This is a genomic window from Petrocella sp. (assembly GCF_059865615.1).
Genome location: NZ_JCBCDA010000075.1, coordinates 47,080 through 65,652, shown reverse-complemented (window position 1 = coordinate 65,652; position 18,573 = coordinate 47,080). Strand labels below are relative to the sequence as shown.

Here is an 18,573-nt window from a genome sequence, read left to right as displayed (position 1 = left end):
CTCCTATTTCTCCAAATTTAGAAACTTAAATACACTACTTTACTCGTCAATTTCAGTTTATATAAATTGAATACAATTCAGTTTTTTAAATAATGGTTAAATGATACTGTTTTCATAAGCAAAACTAAGCGCTTCAGCCATAGACGATACATTTAGTATTTTAAAAATTCTTTTTTTGTGATACTTAATTGTATTTTCACTAACATTTAATTCATATGCTATTGCTTCATTAATTAATCCTTTAGCAGCGAGTTTTAAAATTACTTTTTGCTGTTCACTGATGCTTTTATTCATATGCCACCTCAAATATTTTCCGAGAAACAAGTTTTAAAACGAATTTCAAAGCTTATTATAATTGGTTTTATATACCATTTTAAATCATCATTTAGTAAAACCTATCTTTGTTATATATAAGCATAACAAAAGAGGTATTAATAAATGTCTGTAATATATTCAGTTTTTTGTCCTGGAAATAAATTGCGAAATGTCATGATTACCTATACATTTCCCCGCATTATTCTATTTCCCCATCCTCAGTCGTTTATTATATCTATAATTCTCACAAAATCCATTTTAAAATAGTTGGTGAAGAGATGTTTATTAGAAACACAACTATTTCTTATGATTTCATACATGAATCTGCATATGACTATTTATATATTACTTTGATATTTTTGTCAAGTTTTACCTAATTTTTTGATTCAATAGGCCTATAGAATTTTATATGTCAAGACACATCCTTGTTGTATATAAATGAATATGCTTGATTAGGCCATGCCAAGAAAAGTAAGACCTCTCAAAGTAATAAATAAGGACTATATTAACATAACATTATTATGTCAACATAGTCCCTGTTTTTCATTTTTTCTGTTAAGATAAGAAGTCTTACTGAATATCGTATAATTCACCTTTTTTAGCGATCCCAAAAGCAAAACTTGTTTTAAAGAAGCGATGATACTCCACTAATCTAAAACCACCGTGTTGTATGGTCATAACCGTTTCTCTATTTAGGTGGCAATTACTGGCTACCCTCTTCCAAACCGGTGTCAACTTATGAAAAAGTTGATTATAAGGTCTGGCACTGGGCAATACATGTTCCATAAAGTAGAGTCTACCCTCCGGACGTAGTACCCGGTAGAGCTCACTGACCCCTTTTTCAGGCTGGAGAACTGAACAGAACATAAAGGTCACAACAATGCTATCAAAAGATGCATCCTCAAAAGGTAAACGGGTTACATCCCCCTTCATGATACTTAATATTATATTTTTGGGTATTTTTTTGGTTGAAAAATGATCCGGAATCTTTTGATCAACCATCGTCAAACTGTCCATCTGCTCGTACGGATAATAAGCCAGATTGACGCCTGTACCATACCCAACTTCTAAGACATCACCAGATACATCTTTGAGTAATTGTTTTCTCTTATCATGAAGCCTTAATTTTTCCAAAGGCAGCATAAAAGAATCGTAATAAAAATGCTTTAACTTGCTCATAAGATCACCTACTTTACATAACAATATTATGTTAACTACTTGTCGTCGTTGTCGTTTTTTTTATTTTAACACTTTAACCTAAATACATTATAAAACAAAGCATCTAAAAAGTATAGTAACTATGAACATGATCACTAAAGAGTTCCCCTAATGTAGGATGGGCAAAAACCATATCTTGTAATTGGCTAATTGTAAGACCACCTTCCATTGCAATGATACCATAATGGATCAAATCCGTACTGTGGGCACCCAGAATATGCAGTCCGATCAATTTCCCCTCTTCACTAACAAGGGATTTGATAAAGCCTGTAGTTGCGTTCATGGCCATGGCTTTACCGGATGTGCCATATAAGGTTTTTTGACTTTTGTATTTCACACCTTTTTCCATTGCTTCTTCTTCACTAAGTCCAATACTGCCAATCTCAGGATCTGTAAAAATACAGCCGGGAATGCTTGGGCTATGAATATTTTGATTTCTAAGAAGATAGCCCATTAATTGCCGTCCTTGGTTGTATGCCGCATGTGCCAGTAAAGAAAGCCCGTTAACATCACCAATTGCATAAATGCCTTCTACACTGGTTTCATAGTTGGCGTCTACTTGTATGAATCTATTATTATGTGTTATACCCAGTTCTTCAATGGTTTCCTGATCCCAAACGCCCATACGGCCAACAGATAACAAAACATACTCCGAATCAATATGAACCTCTTTTTCTTTCTCTAGAAAGATGGTCCGGATGGCCTTATTAACCTCAGTGTCATCCAAATCATCCATATCACTAGGAAGAGATTCAAAGCCGATCACCTTTGAACCGGTATGTATGTCTATACCGGCTTGTTGACATAGACTTTTTAAGCGCTTGGATACTGAAGTGTCTACTGTTGGTAATATGTTTTTCTCATATTCAACGACTCGTACTTTTACACCCATATGATTTAGCATGGATGCAAATTCCATACCTATCACCCCACCACCTACGATGGTGATAGATGCCGGCAAACGTTTCATCTCCAGAATATCCTTAGATGTTCGTATGCGTTCATTTTCTATACCTTTAATATTCGGTATTACAGATTTTGAACCGGTTGCAAGGACAATGGCATCTCCAACAAACCGACGGATAGAACCATCACTTAAGGTGACCGATACCGTCTTTCTATTTTCTATTGTGGCAAAGCCTTCAATATAGTTTACTTTTTCTTTCTTTAACTGACCCATGATGCCCTTTGCCAAATCGCTTATGATTTTTGTTTTTTGCTTTTGCATACTTTCATAATCCACTTCTACATGGTCATGAAGAATGCCCATGTCACTGGCATGGATCATTTTGTTGTATAAGGCACCACGTTCAATTAAAGTTTTGGTGGGTATACAGCCATAGTTAAGACAGGTACCACCAATTTTGTGATCTTCAATCAAGGTCATGTTACCGCCATAACGCGCACCATAGAGTGCAGCTTCATAGCCAGCCGGCCCACCACCTATAATGATTATGTCTTTTATCATTGTTCTTCTCCATTGAAACGATAGCTGAGTACCGGATTTCTAGCAACACTGACCTCGTCTAGTCGTCTGACAGATGCAGTTGTTGGTGCATTATATAACAATTCCGGTTGCTCTTTCGCTTCTTTTGCAATCTTAAGTAGAATATTTATATAGTCATCTAAGGTTTCTAGACTTTCGGATTCAGTAGGTTCAATCATAAGGCATTGTTCAACAATCAAAGGAAAATAAATGGTTGGTGGATGCACCTTATAATCAATCAAGCGTTTTGCAACATCTAAAGTGGATACATCCCCTGGCTCTTTTAGTCCGGCTAATACAAATTCATGCTTGCATATAGACTTATAAGGGACCTTATAAGCATCTTTTAAACATGCTTTCATGTAATTGGCATTAAGTACCGCCAACTGACTGGCAAGCTTCAGACCTTCTCCGCCCATAGTAAGGAAATACACATAGGCTCTTAAGTAGACGCCAAAATTACCAAAGTAGTTCTTAACATGACCAATACTCTTAGTTGGCATCTTAAAGCTATAGAAGTCCTCATCAGATGCTATAACAATCGGACCGGGCAGATACTCTTGTAAGCTGGATACCACGCCAACTGGGCCTGAACCTGGGCCACCACCACCATGAGGTGTTGATAATGTTTTATGTAGATTCAAATGCACAATATCAAAGCCCATTTCAAGGGGTCTCGTGATGCCCATATTGGCGTTCATATTCGCGCCGTCACAGTAGACAAGCCCTCCTACATCATGAATACGCTTCGTTATTTCCAGAATGTCTTTTTCAAAAAGCCCTAATGTATTTGGGTTGGTTAACATGAGTCCGGCAGTATTTTCATCAATAAGGTGATCAAGGGCATCCATGTCGATGGTACCTTCAGCATTGGACTTCACTTCCATAGCAACAAAGCCCGCCATGGTCACACTGGCTGGATTGGTCCCGTGGGCAGAGTCCGGAATAATGATGTTCTTCTTATGAACATCTCCTTGGTCAATAAGATACTGTTTCATAATCATAAGTCCGGTCAGTTCACCATGTGATCCCGCAGCCGGTTGTAAGGAAACACCAGGCATACCGGTGAGTTCACTTAACATACCTTGGAGTTCATAGATGATTCTCATATTCCCTTGAACATGTTTTTCACGCCAACTCGGATGAGTATGGGAAAAATTCGGCATGGCAGCGACCACTTCATTGATTTTGGGGTTGTATTTCATAGTACAAGATCCTAGGGGGTACATACCTGTATCCACACCATAGTTCCTATTGGAGAGATTGGTAAAATGCCTGACCACATAGTTTTCACTAAGCTCAGGCAACCTTGGTGCTTGTTCACGCTTATACTTTTTTGGAATCTCAAAGCTTTTGCTGTAATCTTCAAGGTCATAGGTATCAAAATAATACCCCCGTCGTCCTTCTTTGCTGATCTCATATATATTTTTTTGCATCACGCAAGCACCTCCTTCATCGCCACTATCAAAGTATCTAGATCATCTTTTTCATGCACTTCTGTGGTCGTTATTAAGAGAAGATTTTTTTCTTGATCAATAAGAATACCCGGTATAATCTGAAACAATTCAAGAGATTTCATAACATCCACACCGTCACGTATTTGAATGACAAATTCATTGAAAATATGTTGATTATGCATGATTTTAATACCTTTAATGCCCTTTAGGTGATCTCTAAGATAGCAAGCGTTAATGTGGGACCGTCTTGCAACTTCTTTAATACCGGCAAGTCCCATGGCACTTAAATAAATGGTGGCTGCAAGCACATTTAAGGCTTCATTAGATGTGATGTTGCTTGTGGCCTTTTCTCTACGTATGTGTTGTTCTCTTGCTTGCAAAGTTAGTACGTACCCTCTTTTCCCATCTAAATCAAGGGTTTGACCAACAATACGTCCCGGCATCTTACGCATTAGTTTTTCTGTACAAGCCATATAGCCTAGTGTGGGTCCTCCAAAATTCATAGGATTACCAAACACTTGACCGTCACCGACGGCGATATCAGCACCCCATTCACCGGGTGATTTGAATAGACTTAGCGACATAGGATTGGACATAATAATCAATAGACTCTTATTAGCATGTAGACTGTCTGACACACCGGTCAGATCTTCTAAGTTACCATAAAAGTTAGGTGTAGCGACAATATAAGCCGCTATATCTTCGTTGATATAATCATTTAGAGTATGACTACTTACAAGACCATCTTTAGAGGGCACTTCCATTAACTCTAAATCCTTATACTTCAAATACGTTCTTAGCACATTTTTTGATTCCGGCGGTAGGGTATCCGGAATGAGTATGGTCTTACGTCTTGTTGCCCCACATGCCATAAAAGCAGCTTCTGCAAGAGCGGTTGAACCATCATAATGGGAGGCGTTGGCGACTTTAAGCCCTGTAAGTTCACAAATCATGGTCTGATATTCAAAAATGGCTTGCAAAGTGCCTTGTGATATTTCGGGCTGATAAGGTGTATAAGCGGTATAGAACTCCGATCTAGATATTAAATGGGGTACAATGGTCGGAATCGAGTGTTCATAGATGCCACCACCGACAAAACTTAACCAATTGGCGGTATCAATATTACGTTCACCCAATTTTGTAAGCTTTTTAATGACCTGCCCTTCACTTTCCGCCTTAGGTAATTGCATCGGTGATTTAAGCAAAGCCTTAGCATCAATATCCGTAAAAAGGTCTTCTATGGAATTTACGCCAATTTTCTGGAGCATATGGTCAATATCCGCTTGGGTATGTGGCAAATAAGGATGCATAAGTCCTCCTATTCTAAGCTGTTGCAATAAGCTTCATATGCATCAGCATCCATCAGTGTTTCTAATTCGTCCGTTTCAAAATCTTCGATTATGGCAATATAGGCATCAAAGGGTGCCTTATTCAATAGTTCCGGTTCATCTTCCAGTTTGTTATTGACCTCAACAACGGTTGCACCAATTGGCAGGTAGATGTCGGCAGCTGCTTTAACGGATTCAACAACTGCAAAGTTATCTTCTGCCGCAAAGCTTTCATCTACATCTGGTAACTCAACGAAGACAATGTCCCCCATTGCTTCTTGAGCGTAGTCTGTGATGCCAATATAACCACGATCCCCTTCAATCTTAATCCATTCATGGTCCTTCGAATAATATAAACCTTTTACAATTTTCATAAAAAACCTCCTCAAATTTGTTATGGTTTTTTGAACCTTAATAAGTTACTTCCTTACTGTTTTAAAAATTTTTTATTTATGATTTTAGCTTCTAGACGATTCTTTCTTACTTGCACAAAGATACTGTCTTTGTCATAGGCATAAGGGATCAATGCCAAACCAATGGACTTGCCAAGTGTTGGTGAGATATAGCCGGTCGTGACAGTACCTATTCGTTCTTCATCTGTGTTTAGAACCTGGGCTCCATGTCTTGCAATACCTTTATCCATTAATTCAAAGCCAACTAATTTTCGTTTTGGTTGAACCTTATACTCTACTAAACTTGATTTACCAATGAAGTCTTCGCCATCCAATTTAACAAAATAGCCTAATCCGGCTTCTAGTGGGTTGATGTTTTCTGATAACTCATTTCCATACAGTGGCATACCGGCTTCAAACCTTAAAGTATCTCTAGCACCTAAGCCACATGGTTTAATACCATAGGACGAGCCTTCTTCTAATAAAAGATTCCATATTTTTTCCGCATCTTTTTTATCAAAATACAGTTCAAAACCATCTTCACCGGTGTAACCGGTTCTGGAGATTAGCATAGTTACATCAGCAATAAGAACTTGATCTACGAAGTGATAATATTTCAAAGTACTTAAAGAAATATTGGTTAGTGATAGGATTAACGCTACTGACTTTGGTCCTTGAACCGCTAATTGGCACAATTCATTTGTGACATCCTTCAAGTCAACCCCCGGAAATAAATGACCCTCAATCCATTTATAATCCTTATCCTTATTACCAGCATTAACAACCAAAAGCAGATTGTTAGGCGCATGTTGATATACGAGGATATCATCTACAGTTCCGCCATCTTCATAACACATTGGTGCATACATAGCTTGCCCATCTACTAAAGCTGTCAAATCATTTGTAACCAAGTAATTAATGCAACTTTTTGCCTCTTCTCCTTTAAGCTCAAACTTACCCATATGACTTACATCAAATAGGCCAATTGCATTTCTCGTCGCTGCATGTTCATCCATAATGCCTTCATACTGGATTGGCATATCGAAGCCGGCAAAATCCACTATCTTAGCATTATACTGAATATGCATATCATATAAACATGTTCTCTTACCCATAAGTCCCTCCTTACATAATTTTCTCAAGAACTAAAAAACAGAGTCCTAAAAGCACAATAAATAAGCACCTTTAAAACTCTGTATGTTTACCTGAGAGTATTGCCCCTTCGGTGACCACTTAAGGTCTTTCCAGAGAGCTATCCTTTAGGGATCCTTTTGCCTGAAAGATTCTACATTCTAGGATTTGGAATATATTGCTTCTTCGGCGCCAACTGAGGGTCTCTTTCCCTAAAATCATTTAGCAAAATCTACTTTAAGTATAACACACTCCATATATTTCTGTAAATTATAACAAGAAATTAACTATCGGTACTAATCTTAAAATCTTATACCAAGTAAGTTTATTAGGTATATATTAGCCTTGCTTCATACCGGATTTTTTTTGGCTGTTAGGACGTTTACTTTTTATATTTAAGCTTATTGTTATTTGCTTTAAACTTGTTTAATTACTCTAACATCATTTTAACAATAATGTCTAACTCCCCTTCGATGGTATCAATAGATATATCGTCATTACCTGAGGCGGATAAAGTTAATAAACCATGAACCATATATATAATTGACTTTATAAGTTTCATAGACTGTTCCGGGCTTTTACCACATTCTGATGTAATATAGCCAACAAGTGGTCCAAAACATTTTGAAAATCCTTCGGTTTCATGAAACGATAATTGTTCTTTTTCACATTTTTCTAGTTTGTGAAAATACAAAAACTCAAAAATTGTTGGATGCTTAACAAAATACTATATATATGTACTAAAAACGGCTGTTACATCCTGAATGTTCTGAATGTCTTCTGGGCAATTGGTTAACATGTAGTCCCCAATTTCCTGAATCATCTGGCTTCGAGTAACCCATAATAAAGCATCTACGTTTTTATAATGATTGTATATGGTACCAAGTGAATAACCAGCTTCATCTGCAACTTTTCGAACAGAGACACTTTGAATACTATTTTTATGTATCATTTTTCCAGCTATTTCGGCAAAATATTGTTGAATCATATGTTCTTTTTTTGTTTTTTGCTTGTTGTCATTGATAACACTCTTTCTTAAATAATGATATCGTCTCTATCATTAGCATATTTTCTAGTGGTGTAAAGTTTGCTATTCAAATGCATTTTCCACTGCTTTTTTTATTAATTGACTACTTAGGGTCACTCCTGAAATATCATCAGCCTCCAACGTCTGCTCTTGAATAATGTCTTCTACAATATAGGTTATTCGTAACTTTTTGGTTCATGATTGGCTCCTTATTTTTGTCTTGGTGGTTATGTCTAAATCTCGTTGGTTTTTGATGATGGATTATATTAATTAGTTATACAAATTAACTCTACTCTGAAAATATAACACTGTTATATTTGTTAATGCTTTAATTTGAACAACGTTAATCTATCAATTTTTGCAGATAAGAAAAACCATAAAAGTGCCAAACTTGTGTCTTATACAAGCAAAAAATAAAAAGAATCACAGTTTAGTTAACTGTAATTCTTTTTATTTTTTGAGTGAATGACCACAATCCTTTATGGTAAGGGGTAGTTCACTCATAATGTGTCCACATTCTTAAGACTTTAACGATTTGCTCTTGTTCGTTCACTGTATAAACCAACCTATGTTGAATATTTATTCTTCGTGAATACATACCATCCAGATTACCAACTAATTTCTCATAACTTGGTGGTGTTGTATATGGGTTTATTTTAAGTAAATCAATCAACAAATGTGTTTTATCCGACAGCCCTGCCGACTTTAAATTTTTAATATCTTTTAAAGCTTTTTTAGACAATAAAACTTTATACATTACCAATCAACCTCATCAGCATTAATAAATTCATCATCCGGTGCATTTTTCATTTCAATCAAGCTTTCTTTCATGCCTGGTATTGATGAAATATGAAGCGTTTCAATGAGGCTATTATAATCATTTTCACTTATAATAACTGCATTTCCTTCTTTAGCATTTACATGAACGGGTTCATCGAATTTAATCGTTTGATTTATGATATTATACAAATCTTTTCTAAGATTTGAGACACTTAACGTTAACATGTACTTCACCTCCTATAAATAGTATAGCGTACTTCATTACGTACGTCAATGGGTTTTATACTTAACTCATTATAAAAGATCACGCTATTAACAAAATAATTAATAGCGTAAGAAAAACACCTTTCGTTGTATATTTTGGTTTCTCACAAAACTTATAATATCACAACTTGGTGTTTTTCTTTTATCTTTCTTTATCTGACACTATCTTTAAGCTAACAATAGATTTTACAAATGAGAAAAGTAAATTAATTGTCACAACTGGACTATTCTAACAAAGTAACCCTCAGCTCTTGACTTTTTATGATGGGAATCAGTATCTGTTCCCCTGCTTGGATGGTAGTATCCTTCAAATGATTCATATTTATAACTTCTTTAATATACGATTCATGATCATAATAATCACGATTCATATACGCACTTGCAATCGACCATAAACTATCATCTTTTTCAATTTGGATGACGATGTAAGCCTTATCTTCTACATAAATATCACCTTGTACGCTATTTGATCCAAAGCTTACTTGAACAAGATATAAGAGTAATACCGCTGCAATTATAATACCGGCAATTGTTTTTATAAATTCATAGTTTTGGTAATTTCTGTATTGTCTACATTTTGCTATCGACTTCATCTCATCACTCCCGAACGTTTGTTTGTATTTCAATTATATACGAACGTGCGTTCTGTGTCAATGCTTTTTATAAAAAGCGAACAAATGTTTGATGTTTTTATAAAGCTATGCTATACTTATTTCATTAGAACATACATTCTAATATGATTATAAAAGGTAAATATATGAATGGGGTGAGCTTCGTGTCAAATGATTTAGGAGAAAAACAACAATTGATTTTAGATTTTTTAAAACAAGAGATATTAAGTAAAGGCTATCCGCCGTCTGTCAGAGAAATCGGTGAAGCTGTTGGATTGAAATCCACATCAACGGTACATGGCCATTTGGAACGTTTAGAGAAAAAAGGCGTCATTCGCAGAGATCCTACTAAACCAAGAGCTATTGAGATTCTAGATGATGAGTTTAATGTTCAAAGACGTGAAATACTAAATGTACCCATAGTGGGACGTGTCGCCGCAGGAGAGCCTCTTCTGGCTGTAGAAAATATTGAAGAATACTTTCCCCTACCGGTTGATTATGCGCCCAATCAAGAGCTATTTATGCTTCGTGTCAAAGGTGATAGCATGATCAACGTCGGCATATTTGAAGGCGACTTAATTATCGTTCAAAAGCAATCCACAGCAACAAACGGTGACATCGTCGTTGCCCTACTTGAAGATTCTGTAACCGTCAAGACCTATTACCGCGAAAGCGATCACATTCGTCTGCAACCGGAAAACGATCAACTAGAACCCATACGTGTCTACGATGATTCCATCTTAATCGAAGGTAAAGTCATCAGTTTGTTTAGACAATACATCTAAACTGAATGCTTCTACCTTGTTTCACTATAATTATATATACAAAAAATAGGTCTGCCTCAGAATAAAAATCTGATTCAGGCCATTTTTATGGAAAGAAATTATTTTTCTAAATGCGGAACCGAATGAGGAAAGAAAAAGTGCTGATCCATCACAGTTCTACATGGATGTAGAATATTGCTTAAATCCTGTAGGTTTTGGATTGTTTTGCTGCCTAGCTTTTTTCTTTATATCAATTAAGCCAACATCGACCGTGAAGTTCCTAGAAGCAGTGTGTGTGACTAGGCTCATAAGAAAGTAACCTCATGCATCATGTCAAGCTACAAGACATGATGCTAAAATAAAAACTTTCTTATGAAATTTGCTAGACAGCAGGAAGCTGTCCGTCGACTTTTGGTGCAGAACGCACCAACCGGAGGCCGTAGTCATACATACTGTGGAAGGGTTTTCATGGGACCCACCATTAAAATCCCGTTTATTCTATCCCCAGCTTGTATTAAGGCGTAAAAAAAACATCTAACTTCATTTAAAAAAGTCCCTAAGCTTTTTTCACTTAGAGACTTGGTTGACCCATTAATATAGGGATTACCCCAAGATTTGACAAAGAGCCTTAAAACCTTGCTACTATTTCACTAAAACGATTTAACATCCTCAATTATCTTCCCATCCGCCCAAATACGTTCTAAATCATAGAAGGAACGGTTTTCTTTATCAAAAATATGGACAATAATATCTTTAAAATCAAGAAGTACCCAACTCCCATTATGATTACCTTCAATGTTTTTGGTATCGAAACCGGCTTTGTTTAATTTCTCTTCAGTAAAATCCATTAAGGTTCTTACATGATTGGGGTTGTTACCATGCGCTATGATGAAATAATCTGCCATAACACTGATGCCTGAAATATCAATGATACGAATATCTTCACCTTGCTTGTCATCTAATGCATCGTATGCAATTTTTACCATTTCTTTAATAATTGACATAGTTATTCCCTTCTTAATTTCTTATAATAGTTATAAGTTTCTTTTGTTAATGGATCTATAGTTACCTTTTTGTGGTATAAATACTCCAGTGAGTCTTCTAGAATATAGAGCATAGCTTGGTCCAAGTCCTGATAAGCAATTCTACGAATCAAATCAAGTCGACCGCCATGTTTTCGTCCCGGTTCAATATAGTCACTTATGTAAACAATTTTTTCAAGCAAGTTCATACTAGGACGTCCTGTTGTATGGTATGTTATGGCATTAAGAATATCCGGATCTTCTATATGATATTTTTCTTTGGCAATAAAGGCACCAACCTTTGCATGTAACAAATCACCATTCATTTCTTCAGCCTTGCTTTTTGATATATGATATCTTTCACAAAGATCAAGTAGTTTCTCATTTGAATAGTGCTTGGCACAATCATGTAATAGTCCTGCAAGTGCGGCTTTATTGGGACTATAATGATGTACCCTTCCCAGTTCATAAGCAACTTTTGTAACATTAAGGGTATGCTCATACCTTTTAGGAGAAAGCTTTTTCTTAAGTTTGCGTGTGATTTTTTGGTCTGTAATAAGAACTTCAATGGATTTCATGATCATCACCTAGGTGTATAGTTTATGCTTATTAATATAATCACTGACAACGTCAGGTACGAAGTGGTTAATGGACTTGCCCTCAGCGATGCGTTTTCGAATTAATGTGCTTGACACTTCTATTTGAGGCATATGTACATTCATAAAAGAGGTGTTATAACATTCTCTCAGTCTGGCTTGTTGCTCCAAAGACTCTTCCTCATCATAGCCACTACGATGGACAATAACAAAATCACCGATTTTAAGTAGCTTCTTATGATTATACCATTTTTCAAGATTAAAAAGCGAGTCTGTACCTATAATTAACCAATACCTGTTGTCGGGAAATTCTTTTTGAAGCATTGCAAAAGTATCGACTGAATAAACCTTACCATTTCTGTTTATCTCATAATCCGAAATTCGAAAAGTAGGGTTGTTTTTAATCGCTAAACGACACATTTCCATACGATGGGCCACATCAATAATCATCTTGTTTTCTTTATGAGGTGGATTACCTGAAGGCATAAACCATATCTCTTCAAATAAATGATGATCGTTCGTACATTGGGCTGCTATTAAATGACCGATATGTATGGGGTTAAATGTCCCCCCCATGATAGCAATGTTGTTCATAACAGTCTCCTTCATAATTATTTGCTTTTATTTAGGTAAAATTATTTTAGGCTCATCTTTAGAAGGTCTATAAAGTACAAACTTGCGTCCTATGACTTGAACCACTTGGGCATGGGTTCTTTCACCAATCATTTCGGCAATATCTTTCACTTCATAAATACAATTTTTTAGTACATTGACTTTAATGAGCTCTCGTTTTTCAAGAGCCTCATTTATGCCCTCTGTTAGTTCCGGAGAAGCACCGCCTTTTCCAACTTGAAAAATCGGTTCTAAAGGGTTCGCCAATTTCTTCAAATATGCTCTTTGTTTAGAATTCATATATTTCTCCTTCAAGCTTATTTATAATAGTCAAATTGTAGATAATAGATTTTTACAGTGTCTCCTTCTTCTATACCCAAAGATTCAAGTTCTTTTAGAATGCCTTCTGTTTCAAGAAAATTCTGAAAGAAAATAAATCCTTTTTCATCTTCAAGGTTGGTATAGCCAAGCATACGTTCCACTCTACTACCTTCAACTGTAAAAACACCATCGGCGTCTTTAGAAACTATGATAGGTTCTTTCGGATCTTCGATATTTTTAATAAAAAACTCCTGTTCATATATTAAGTGCTCCTGTGGCATCGCTTTTAATATGCCATCAAGATGATACAGAAGCTCATTTAATCCTTTTCTTGCTACAGCAGAGATTGGAAATACTTTTATGCCTTCTTTTTCAAAGGTCTCTCTTAGTCGATCAAGAGCTTCATTTTCAAATAAGGCGTCAATTTTGTTGGCTGCAATAATCTGTGGTTTATTCAACAATTCAGGATTAAACTGTTCTAATTCATATTGCATTTTGCGTATGTCTTCTACAGGGTCTCTACCCTCAGTCGAAGCAACATCTACCACATGGAGTAAAACCTTCGTTCTTTCAACATGCTTCAAGAATTCATAACCAAGGCCGATACCCTCTGATGCACCTTCAATGAGACCAGGAATATCCGCAATAACAAATCCATCTCCATTAATATCGACGACTCCTAAATTTGGGTTTAATGTAGTAAAATGATAGTTTGCTATTTTGGGTTTTGCATTCGACACAACAGATAATAATGTGGATTTACCTACATTTGGATAGCCCACCAAACCAACATCTGCTATGGATTTGAGTTCAAGGATAATTTCTATTTCCTTATTTTCTTGACCCGGCTGTGCATATTTGGGTATTTGCATGGTAGGTGTCGCATAATGTTGATTGCCTTTACCACCTTTACCACCATTTAGCAGTTTATATACTTCATCTGAAGCAGAAAGGTCTTTTATAACTTTTCCGGTATTGGCTTCTTTAATAATGGTTCCTTTGGGGACTTTGATGATAAGATCATCCGCATCCTTGCCATGGCAATTACTGCCCATACCCATTTGACCGCTTCCTGCTTTAAAAACCCGAGCATGTCTAAAGGGATAAAGTGTATTTAAATTAGGATCAACGACAAAAACAACATCCCCGCCGCGTCCACCATCACCACCATCCGGTCCACCGTTTGGTACATATTTTTCACGTCTGAAGCTGACACAACCGTCTCCACCTCGTCCGGATTTTACTTTTAGTCTTACTTGATCTACAAAAATCATAACTTGCACCTTTTTTCCCTTGCTTAGCAACAAATCAACCGTTCTTTTTTATTATAACATAATGATACATATGCAACGCACACCATTAAATAAAAAAGTTTCAATAGCCTAAACCATTGAAACTTAAATAATTCTTATTGAGCTTTTGGATAAACAGATACTTGTTTTTTGTCTCTGCCTTTTCTTTCAAACTTAACAACACCATCTACCAATGCAAAAAGCGTATCGTCGCCGCCTCTTCCTACATTGTTACCAGGATGAATCTTAGTTCCACGTTGTCTAAATAGTATATTACCTGCTAACACAAATTGTCCGTCCGCTCTTTTTGCACCCAGTCTTTTGGATTCGGAATCTCTACCATTTTTGGTAGAACCAACACCCTTTTTATGTGCAAATAATTGAAGGTTCATTCTTAACATGGTTACACCTCCTCGATTTTAATATTTATATAATCATGTCCATATTCTTCATAAATCGATGTCATACCCAATTCAAATGTGTCAAGTAGTACTTGACTCGTGGGAGACATAGTTGTCTTCATAAGCATATCAATTTTTCCATCTTCATCATATTGAAGAGAAAATCGATCGTCTGTAAAAGACTTAATGGCATTGACTGTATTAATAGCAAGGACTGATACACTTGCACATACAATGTCTTTACCTTTTGTTTCATAACCTGCATGACCACTTACACAAAAACCAACATTACCGGCTTCTCTTTTATAAAGAATGATTGCGATCATACTTATAAAGTAATCGTGTCGATTTTAACTGCAGTGAAAGGTTGTCTATGACCTTGTTTTCTTTTATAACCATTGTTCTTAGGCTTATATTTGAAAACAGTGATCTTTTTGCTTTTACCTTCAGCCGTAACAGTTCCTGTTACTTTTGCAGTTGTTATAGTAGGATTTCCAAGGGTTACATCCCCTTCATTTGAAACCAACATAACTTGATCAAAAACCACAGCATCACCTTCAGCTAATCCGAGCTTTTCAACTCTTACGACATCACCTTCAGCTACTTTGTATTGTTTTCCACCTGTTGCTATAATTGCATACATTCTGGCACCTCCTCGTTTTTTAAGACTCGCCGGTTTTGGCGTCCAAAGACTTATAACCTGACCGTGCGGCATACCATGGTATAGATTATCACAGTTAGCAAACTATGTCAAGGTCTTTTGGTAAATCACTGTACTGCCTTTCATCAATATAACAACTGTTTCCAGAAATGTCTTTCTTTGCTATAATAAGAACAGTGAAATCATGTATTTGGAGGTATTATGAAAGAATTAAAAGTAACTTACGACAAAAAACTTGATAAGTACCATACCCTTTATCATCATCATGAAAATATGACAGCCTTCCGATTGGATATATACCGAAAACTGTCACAGAGAGAAGATCTATTCATAATGATTGAAACCCATCTTGGATCAATAAATCAACCCATCCCCCTAGAGTATGTTATGAGCATTGAAAAAAGTCTAAACCGCTTTAATCTACAACATCAAATAAGACCGATTCAGGTACGACATGGAAAATCTATACTAGGCATATTAAGTAAAGGTAAACCTATAGAGGATTTTGCAATAGCCTTTTTATTGCCAAAAGAACAGTTTAACCATGCTATTTTTGAGACCTTCTTCTGTGAATATGATCTAAAAATAAGTTATGGTATAAAAACAGACCCTACAAGTTTATTTGAAGACTATAGAAAAGGTTATGTGAAGTCTTTTGATGACCCCAACTATTTTACCCATCATCTTTTTGATTCAAGGATTTTTAACAAATTTCTTTCCACAGAAGTGCTGACACCTAAACTTAATTAGAAAAACTCAATATCTTCACTACTAATCAGTTCAGCAAACCAACTGGCCATGATCCTATGATGATGGTCAATAATCTGTTGTGCTGTGAGTGGAATGGAGTCAAATGTAGAATGGGCATCTTTGGCTAAGATATTATGATATCCAAGAGAAAAAGCTTGTCTGCAAGTCGTATCAATGCTACCTTCCGTCTGAACCCCTGTAATGACCAGATATTTAATATCTTCCCTTGTTAATAAATCATGCAATTTTGTTTTGTAAAATGCGTTTGGAGTATGATTCTCAATAACGTAATCCTTCTCCATCGGCTGAATATCTGGATGAATTTCCCATTCTTTTGTACCCTTAATAAAGCCTGAGTCTTCATCCGAATGTTGCAAATATATAACCATAGCACCTTCTTCATGAGCTCGGTCGATTAGTTTTCTGATGTTTTTTAGTAATGCCTCTTCTTTATATAATCTAAACTTCTCTTTATCAAAAAGACCTTGTTGAACTTCAAGTATCAATAATGCTGTCTTGTTATCCACGTGAAGCCCTCCTTTCACATGTTTCAATTCTAGTATAACATATGTGTCAAAATAAGTTTTATTGATACGATAGTTTTCCCTAGAGTACTAGAAACAGAAATCTGAGCTTTACAACTTATAGTCCAGTAATTGATTGAATTTTGGGAAATCTTCTTTTAAAATGTGAATATAATAAGCATTTCTTGATGATGCTGTTCTATCTTTTTTATGTCCTGTTAGAATTTTGTATTTGTATTTTATGCCGTTTTGATCAAGCAATCCAATTACACGGTTAAACTCATTTTCTAAAGTTGTAATGTATACTTCTTGCCAGTTACCGAAAAAAAAGTCTTTTAATTTCTTAAAAGTCGACATATGTCACCACCCTCATTTTAATACTCTCATTTTAACAAATATATATTATAAATTCAACAATTAAATTATGGTATCTAAATATCCCATAATTCAGATAGGGGCTGTTTGATTTTCTTTCTTGTCACCTCAACAAGACCGAGTGCTGTCATATCAATCACCGTTGTCTTTATTCTGTCAAAACTTGTTAGATATCTTAATCTTTGCATAAGCTTATTCTTATCTTCTAAATCTGACATATCAATAAAATCAATAATAATAATTCCGGATATGTTTCGAGCACGTAATTGATAGACAATTTCTTCAGCTGCTTCCATATTTGTGTTAAAAATCGTTTCTTTTACCTGTTTTTTACTTAATGTTTTCTCCGTATTAACATCAATAACCGTTAATGCTTCGGTAGGTTCAATTATAATAGATGCGCCAGACTTTAACCATACTTTTTTATGTAAAAGTTTGTCGATTTTACTTTGGACATTAAAATAATTGTACAAAGATATCTCTTGCTCTACCAGCATGAGTTTATGAAGGATTTCCGGATGATTTTCACATAAAAACTTTTCCACTTCATGATATAGGTTTTCATCATCATAGATATAATCGGTTACTTCATCTTCATGAAAATCTTTGAGCAAAGTCATATAAGGTGATCCTTGGGTATAAATACGCTGACCCGTACTTCTATAGGTTAAGGTGTTTAATATTTTGTCATATAACTGAATCAATTTTTGAACTTCATCAATCACCAGTTCATCTAGAACAAAACTACAATTGGTTCGAACAATAAAACCATACGACTTTGAAACATAATTCTTTATAAGGTTTTTAAGCCTTAACCGTTCATCATCCTCTGTAATCTTTGACGATATAAACACGGAAGATTTATCCGTTGTCAAAACAACATAACGACCTGTCAAACAAAAATCAGTTATGGCTTTTGCTAGTTTGGTTTTATGGGCATCCTTCTGAATCTGAATTAGAACCTCATCTCCCGGAACAAGTGCTTGGCCTTTTCCGACCTTTTTTGCATAATAAACATTTTTGGATTCTTGTAAAGATAAAAAAACATTGTCACTTTTACCTATGTCTACAAAAGCGGATAGAATGTTTTTTTTGACAGTCTTTACCGTACCCACATAGATATTGCCGATGTCTGTTTCAACTTCTCCGGAAAAAAGATGAACCTCAAGTACACGTTCCTTCTCATCCAAAAGAGCGCATAATATATTTTCATTGTAACGGGTAGTTACTAGTTTTTTACTCATTT

Annotated in this window: 25 protein-coding genes and 1 riboswitch; of the genes, 2 read left to right on the top strand and 23 right to left on the bottom strand. The window is 35.6% G+C overall.

Translation table 11 applies throughout. The annotated features are described in order from the left end of the window. Nucleotides 1–96: 96 nt before the first annotated feature. From AC6F8J_RS09110 to AC6F8J_RS09055, 12 genes are all read right to left on the bottom strand, one after another. Complete coding sequence (locus tag AC6F8J_RS09110; protein WP_500722731.1) at nucleotides 97–294, bottom strand: LuxR C-terminal-related transcriptional regulator; 198 nt, start codon at nucleotides 292–294, stop codon at nucleotides 97–99. Between the two features lie 591 nt (nucleotides 295–885). Further along, complete coding sequence (locus AC6F8J_RS09105) at nucleotides 886–1,494, bottom strand: methyltransferase domain-containing protein (protein WP_500722729.1); 609 nt, start codon at nucleotides 1,492–1,494, stop codon at nucleotides 886–888. A gap of 103 nt (nucleotides 1,495–1,597) precedes the next feature. Continuing rightward, nucleotides 1,598–3,001 carry a dihydrolipoyl dehydrogenase gene (gene lpdA, locus AC6F8J_RS09100; protein ID WP_500722726.1) on the bottom strand — a complete coding sequence of 468 codons (1,404 nt, stop codon included), beginning with the start codon at nucleotides 2,999–3,001 and terminating at the stop codon, nucleotides 1,598–1,600. Further along, nucleotides 2,998–4,455 carry an aminomethyl-transferring glycine dehydrogenase subunit GcvPB gene (gene gcvPB / locus AC6F8J_RS09095; protein ID WP_500722724.1) on the bottom strand — a complete coding sequence of 486 codons (1,458 nt, stop codon included), beginning with the start codon at nucleotides 4,453–4,455 and terminating at the stop codon, nucleotides 2,998–3,000. The genes lpdA and gcvPB overlap by 4 nt, the downstream gene beginning before the upstream one ends. Beyond that, nucleotides 4,455–5,786, bottom strand: coding sequence for an aminomethyl-transferring glycine dehydrogenase subunit GcvPA (gene gcvPA / locus AC6F8J_RS09090; RefSeq protein ID WP_500722722.1), 1,332 nt, complete (start codon nucleotides 5,784–5,786; stop codon nucleotides 4,455–4,457). The genes gcvPB and gcvPA overlap by 1 nt, the downstream gene beginning before the upstream one ends. 8 nt (nucleotides 5,787–5,794) lie before the next feature. After that, nucleotides 5,795–6,178: a glycine cleavage system protein GcvH gene (gene gcvH / locus AC6F8J_RS09085; protein ID WP_500722720.1), complete on the bottom strand. Its 384-nt coding sequence runs from the start codon at nucleotides 6,176–6,178 to the stop codon at nucleotides 5,795–5,797. A 53-nt stretch (nucleotides 6,179–6,231) separates the two neighbouring features. Continuing rightward, complete coding sequence (gene gcvT, locus AC6F8J_RS09080) at nucleotides 6,232–7,311, bottom strand: glycine cleavage system aminomethyltransferase GcvT (protein WP_500722718.1); 1,080 nt, start codon at nucleotides 7,309–7,311, stop codon at nucleotides 6,232–6,234. A 138-nt stretch (nucleotides 7,312–7,449) separates the two neighbouring features. Beyond that, a riboswitch (glycine riboswitch) is annotated at nucleotides 7,450–7,549 on the bottom strand. 208 nt (nucleotides 7,550–7,757) lie between these two features. Beyond that, entirely contained in the window at nucleotides 7,758–7,889 is a 132-nt protein-coding gene (locus AC6F8J_RS09075; protein WP_500722716.1) for a hypothetical protein, read from the bottom strand. A gap of 165 nt (nucleotides 7,890–8,054) precedes the next feature. Beyond that, the gene (locus AC6F8J_RS09070) at nucleotides 8,055–8,315 is read right to left on the bottom strand and encodes a TetR family transcriptional regulator (RefSeq protein ID WP_500722714.1); all 261 of its coding nucleotides are present in this window, start codon (nucleotides 8,313–8,315) and stop codon (nucleotides 8,055–8,057) included. A gap of 535 nt (nucleotides 8,316–8,850) precedes the next feature. Further along, nucleotides 8,851–9,111 carry a Txe/YoeB family addiction module toxin gene (locus tag AC6F8J_RS09065; protein ID WP_500722712.1) on the bottom strand — a complete coding sequence of 87 codons (261 nt, stop codon included), beginning with the start codon at nucleotides 9,109–9,111 and terminating at the stop codon, nucleotides 8,851–8,853. Beyond that, nucleotides 9,111–9,359, bottom strand: a complete 249-nt coding sequence (locus AC6F8J_RS09060; RefSeq protein ID WP_500722710.1) for a type II toxin-antitoxin system Phd/YefM family antitoxin — start codon at nucleotides 9,357–9,359, stop codon at nucleotides 9,111–9,113. Before AC6F8J_RS09060 ends, AC6F8J_RS09065 begins: the two co-directional genes overlap by 1 nt. Nucleotides 9,360–9,622: 263 nt before the next feature. After that, nucleotides 9,623–9,991, bottom strand: coding sequence for a LysM peptidoglycan-binding domain-containing protein (locus AC6F8J_RS09055; RefSeq protein ID WP_500722708.1), 369 nt, complete (start codon nucleotides 9,989–9,991; stop codon nucleotides 9,623–9,625). A 164-nt stretch (nucleotides 9,992–10,155) separates the two neighbouring features. Between AC6F8J_RS09055 and lexA the strand changes: the two genes are divergently transcribed. After that, nucleotides 10,156–10,794, top strand: coding sequence for a transcriptional repressor LexA (lexA, locus tag AC6F8J_RS09050; RefSeq protein ID WP_500722705.1), 639 nt, complete (start codon nucleotides 10,156–10,158; stop codon nucleotides 10,792–10,794). Nucleotides 10,795–11,423: 629 nt separating this feature from the next. Here the strand turns inward: lexA and rsfS are convergent. From rsfS to rplU, 8 genes are all read right to left on the bottom strand, one after another. Beyond that, nucleotides 11,424–11,777, bottom strand: a complete 354-nt coding sequence (gene rsfS, locus AC6F8J_RS09045) for a ribosome silencing factor (protein WP_275842869.1) — start codon at nucleotides 11,775–11,777, stop codon at nucleotides 11,424–11,426. Nucleotides 11,778–11,779: 2 nt separating this feature from the next. Continuing rightward, nucleotides 11,780–12,373 carry a bis(5'-nucleosyl)-tetraphosphatase (symmetrical) YqeK gene (gene yqeK / locus AC6F8J_RS09040; protein ID WP_500722703.1) on the bottom strand — a complete coding sequence of 198 codons (594 nt, stop codon included), beginning with the start codon at nucleotides 12,371–12,373 and terminating at the stop codon, nucleotides 11,780–11,782. A gap of 9 nt (nucleotides 12,374–12,382) precedes the next feature. Beyond that, nucleotides 12,383–12,985 (bottom strand): nicotinate-nucleotide adenylyltransferase, encoded by a 603-nt coding sequence (gene nadD / locus AC6F8J_RS09035; RefSeq protein WP_500722701.1) that lies wholly within the window; start codon nucleotides 12,983–12,985, stop codon nucleotides 12,383–12,385. 27 nt (nucleotides 12,986–13,012) lie between these two features. Beyond that, nucleotides 13,013–13,303 carry a ribosome assembly RNA-binding protein YhbY gene (gene yhbY / locus AC6F8J_RS09030; protein WP_275842866.1) on the bottom strand — a complete coding sequence of 97 codons (291 nt, stop codon included), beginning with the start codon at nucleotides 13,301–13,303 and terminating at the stop codon, nucleotides 13,013–13,015. Nucleotides 13,304–13,320: 17 nt separating this feature from the next. After that, nucleotides 13,321–14,595 carry a GTPase ObgE gene (gene obgE, locus AC6F8J_RS09025; protein WP_500722733.1) on the bottom strand — a complete coding sequence of 425 codons (1,275 nt, stop codon included), beginning with the start codon at nucleotides 14,593–14,595 and terminating at the stop codon, nucleotides 13,321–13,323. A 137-nt stretch (nucleotides 14,596–14,732) separates the two neighbouring features. Then, on the bottom strand, nucleotides 14,733–15,017 hold the full coding sequence (gene rpmA / locus AC6F8J_RS09020) for a 50S ribosomal protein L27 (RefSeq protein WP_125135586.1): 285 nt from the start codon (nucleotides 15,015–15,017) through the stop codon (nucleotides 14,733–14,735). Between the two features lie 2 nt (nucleotides 15,018–15,019). Continuing rightward, a complete protein-coding gene (locus tag AC6F8J_RS09015; RefSeq protein WP_275842865.1) occupies nucleotides 15,020–15,343 on the bottom strand; it encodes a ribosomal-processing cysteine protease Prp in 324 nt (107 codons plus the stop codon). Between the two features lie 2 nt (nucleotides 15,344–15,345). Beyond that, complete coding sequence (gene rplU, locus AC6F8J_RS09010; protein ID WP_275842864.1) at nucleotides 15,346–15,660, bottom strand: 50S ribosomal protein L21; 315 nt, start codon at nucleotides 15,658–15,660, stop codon at nucleotides 15,346–15,348. Between the two features lie 219 nt (nucleotides 15,661–15,879). Between rplU and AC6F8J_RS09005 the strand changes: the two genes are divergently transcribed. Then, entirely contained in the window at nucleotides 15,880–16,428 is a 549-nt protein-coding gene (locus AC6F8J_RS09005) for a hypothetical protein (protein WP_500722698.1), read from the top strand. Here AC6F8J_RS09005 and AC6F8J_RS09000 read toward each other — a convergent pair. From AC6F8J_RS09000 to AC6F8J_RS08990, 3 genes are all read right to left on the bottom strand, one after another. Then, a complete protein-coding gene (locus AC6F8J_RS09000; protein WP_500722696.1) occupies nucleotides 16,425–16,955 on the bottom strand; it encodes an isochorismatase family protein in 531 nt (176 codons plus the stop codon). The genes AC6F8J_RS09005 and AC6F8J_RS09000 overlap by 4 nt on opposite strands. Nucleotides 16,956–17,063: 108 nt before the next feature. Continuing rightward, the gene (locus AC6F8J_RS08995) at nucleotides 17,064–17,309 is read right to left on the bottom strand and encodes a hypothetical protein (protein ID WP_500722694.1); all 246 of its coding nucleotides are present in this window, start codon (nucleotides 17,307–17,309) and stop codon (nucleotides 17,064–17,066) included. A 74-nt stretch (nucleotides 17,310–17,383) separates the two neighbouring features. Continuing rightward, complete coding sequence (locus tag AC6F8J_RS08990; protein ID WP_500722692.1) at nucleotides 17,384–18,571, bottom strand: ribonuclease E/G; 1,188 nt, start codon at nucleotides 18,569–18,571, stop codon at nucleotides 17,384–17,386. Nucleotides 18,572–18,573 lie beyond the last annotated feature (2 nt).

What these genes read in the sequence shown, in the direction of transcription:
- AC6F8J_RS09110 (WP_500722731.1), bottom strand. Translation starts at nt 294, where the DNA reads ATGAATAAAAGCATCAGTGAACAGCAAAAAGTAATTTTAAAACTCGCT.
- AC6F8J_RS09105 (WP_500722729.1), bottom strand. Translation starts at nt 1,494, where the DNA reads ATGAGCAAGTTAAAGCATTTTTATTACGATTCTTTTATGCTGCCTTTG.
- lpdA (WP_500722726.1), bottom strand. Translation starts at nt 3,001, where the DNA reads ATGATAAAAGACATAATCATTATAGGTGGTGGGCCGGCTGGCTATGAA.
- gcvPB (WP_500722724.1), bottom strand. Translation starts at nt 4,455, where the DNA reads ATGCAAAAAAATATATATGAGATCAGCAAAGAAGGACGACGGGGGTAT.
- gcvPA (WP_500722722.1), bottom strand. Translation starts at nt 5,786, where the DNA reads ATGCATCCTTATTTGCCACATACCCAAGCGGATATTGACCATATGCTC.
- gcvH (WP_500722720.1), bottom strand. Translation starts at nt 6,178, where the DNA reads ATGAAAATTGTAAAAGGTTTATATTATTCGAAGGACCATGAATGGATT.
- gcvT (WP_500722718.1), bottom strand. Translation starts at nt 7,311, where the DNA reads ATGGGTAAGAGAACATGTTTATATGATATGCATATTCAGTATAATGCT.
- AC6F8J_RS09075 (WP_500722716.1), bottom strand. Translation starts at nt 7,889, where the DNA reads ATGAAACTTATAAAGTCAATTATATATATGGTTCATGGTTTATTAACT.
- AC6F8J_RS09070 (WP_500722714.1), bottom strand. Translation starts at nt 8,315, where the DNA reads ATGATTCAACAATATTTTGCCGAAATAGCTGGAAAAATGATACATAAA.
- AC6F8J_RS09065 (WP_500722712.1), bottom strand. Translation starts at nt 9,111, where the DNA reads ATGTATAAAGTTTTATTGTCTAAAAAAGCTTTAAAAGATATTAAAAAT.
- AC6F8J_RS09060 (WP_500722710.1), bottom strand. Translation starts at nt 9,359, where the DNA reads ATGTTAACGTTAAGTGTCTCAAATCTTAGAAAAGATTTGTATAATATC.
- AC6F8J_RS09055 (WP_500722708.1), bottom strand. Translation starts at nt 9,991, where the DNA reads ATGAAGTCGATAGCAAAATGTAGACAATACAGAAATTACCAAAACTAT.
- lexA (WP_500722705.1), top strand. Translation starts at nt 10,156, where the DNA reads ATGAATGGGGTGAGCTTCGTGTCAAATGATTTAGGAGAAAAACAACAA.
- rsfS (WP_275842869.1), bottom strand. Translation starts at nt 11,777, where the DNA reads ATGTCAATTATTAAAGAAATGGTAAAAATTGCATACGATGCATTAGAT.
- yqeK (WP_500722703.1), bottom strand. Translation starts at nt 12,373, where the DNA reads ATGAAATCCATTGAAGTTCTTATTACAGACCAAAAAATCACACGCAAA.
- nadD (WP_500722701.1), bottom strand. Translation starts at nt 12,985, where the DNA reads ATGAACAACATTGCTATCATGGGGGGGACATTTAACCCCATACATATC.
- yhbY (WP_275842866.1), bottom strand. Translation starts at nt 13,303, where the DNA reads ATGAATTCTAAACAAAGAGCATATTTGAAGAAATTGGCGAACCCTTTA.
- rpmA (WP_125135586.1), bottom strand. Translation starts at nt 15,017, where the DNA reads ATGTTAAGAATGAACCTTCAATTATTTGCACATAAAAAGGGTGTTGGT.
- AC6F8J_RS09015 (WP_275842865.1), bottom strand. Translation starts at nt 15,343, where the DNA reads ATGATCGCAATCATTCTTTATAAAAGAGAAGCCGGTAATGTTGGTTTT.
- rplU (WP_275842864.1), bottom strand. Translation starts at nt 15,660, where the DNA reads ATGTATGCAATTATAGCAACAGGTGGAAAACAATACAAAGTAGCTGAA.
- AC6F8J_RS09005 (WP_500722698.1), top strand. Translation starts at nt 15,880, where the DNA reads ATGAAAGAATTAAAAGTAACTTACGACAAAAAACTTGATAAGTACCAT.
- AC6F8J_RS08995 (WP_500722694.1), bottom strand. Translation starts at nt 17,309, where the DNA reads ATGTCGACTTTTAAGAAATTAAAAGACTTTTTTTTCGGTAACTGGCAA.
- AC6F8J_RS08990 (WP_500722692.1), bottom strand. Translation starts at nt 18,571, where the DNA reads ATGAGTAAAAAACTAGTAACTACCCGTTACAATGAAAATATATTATGC.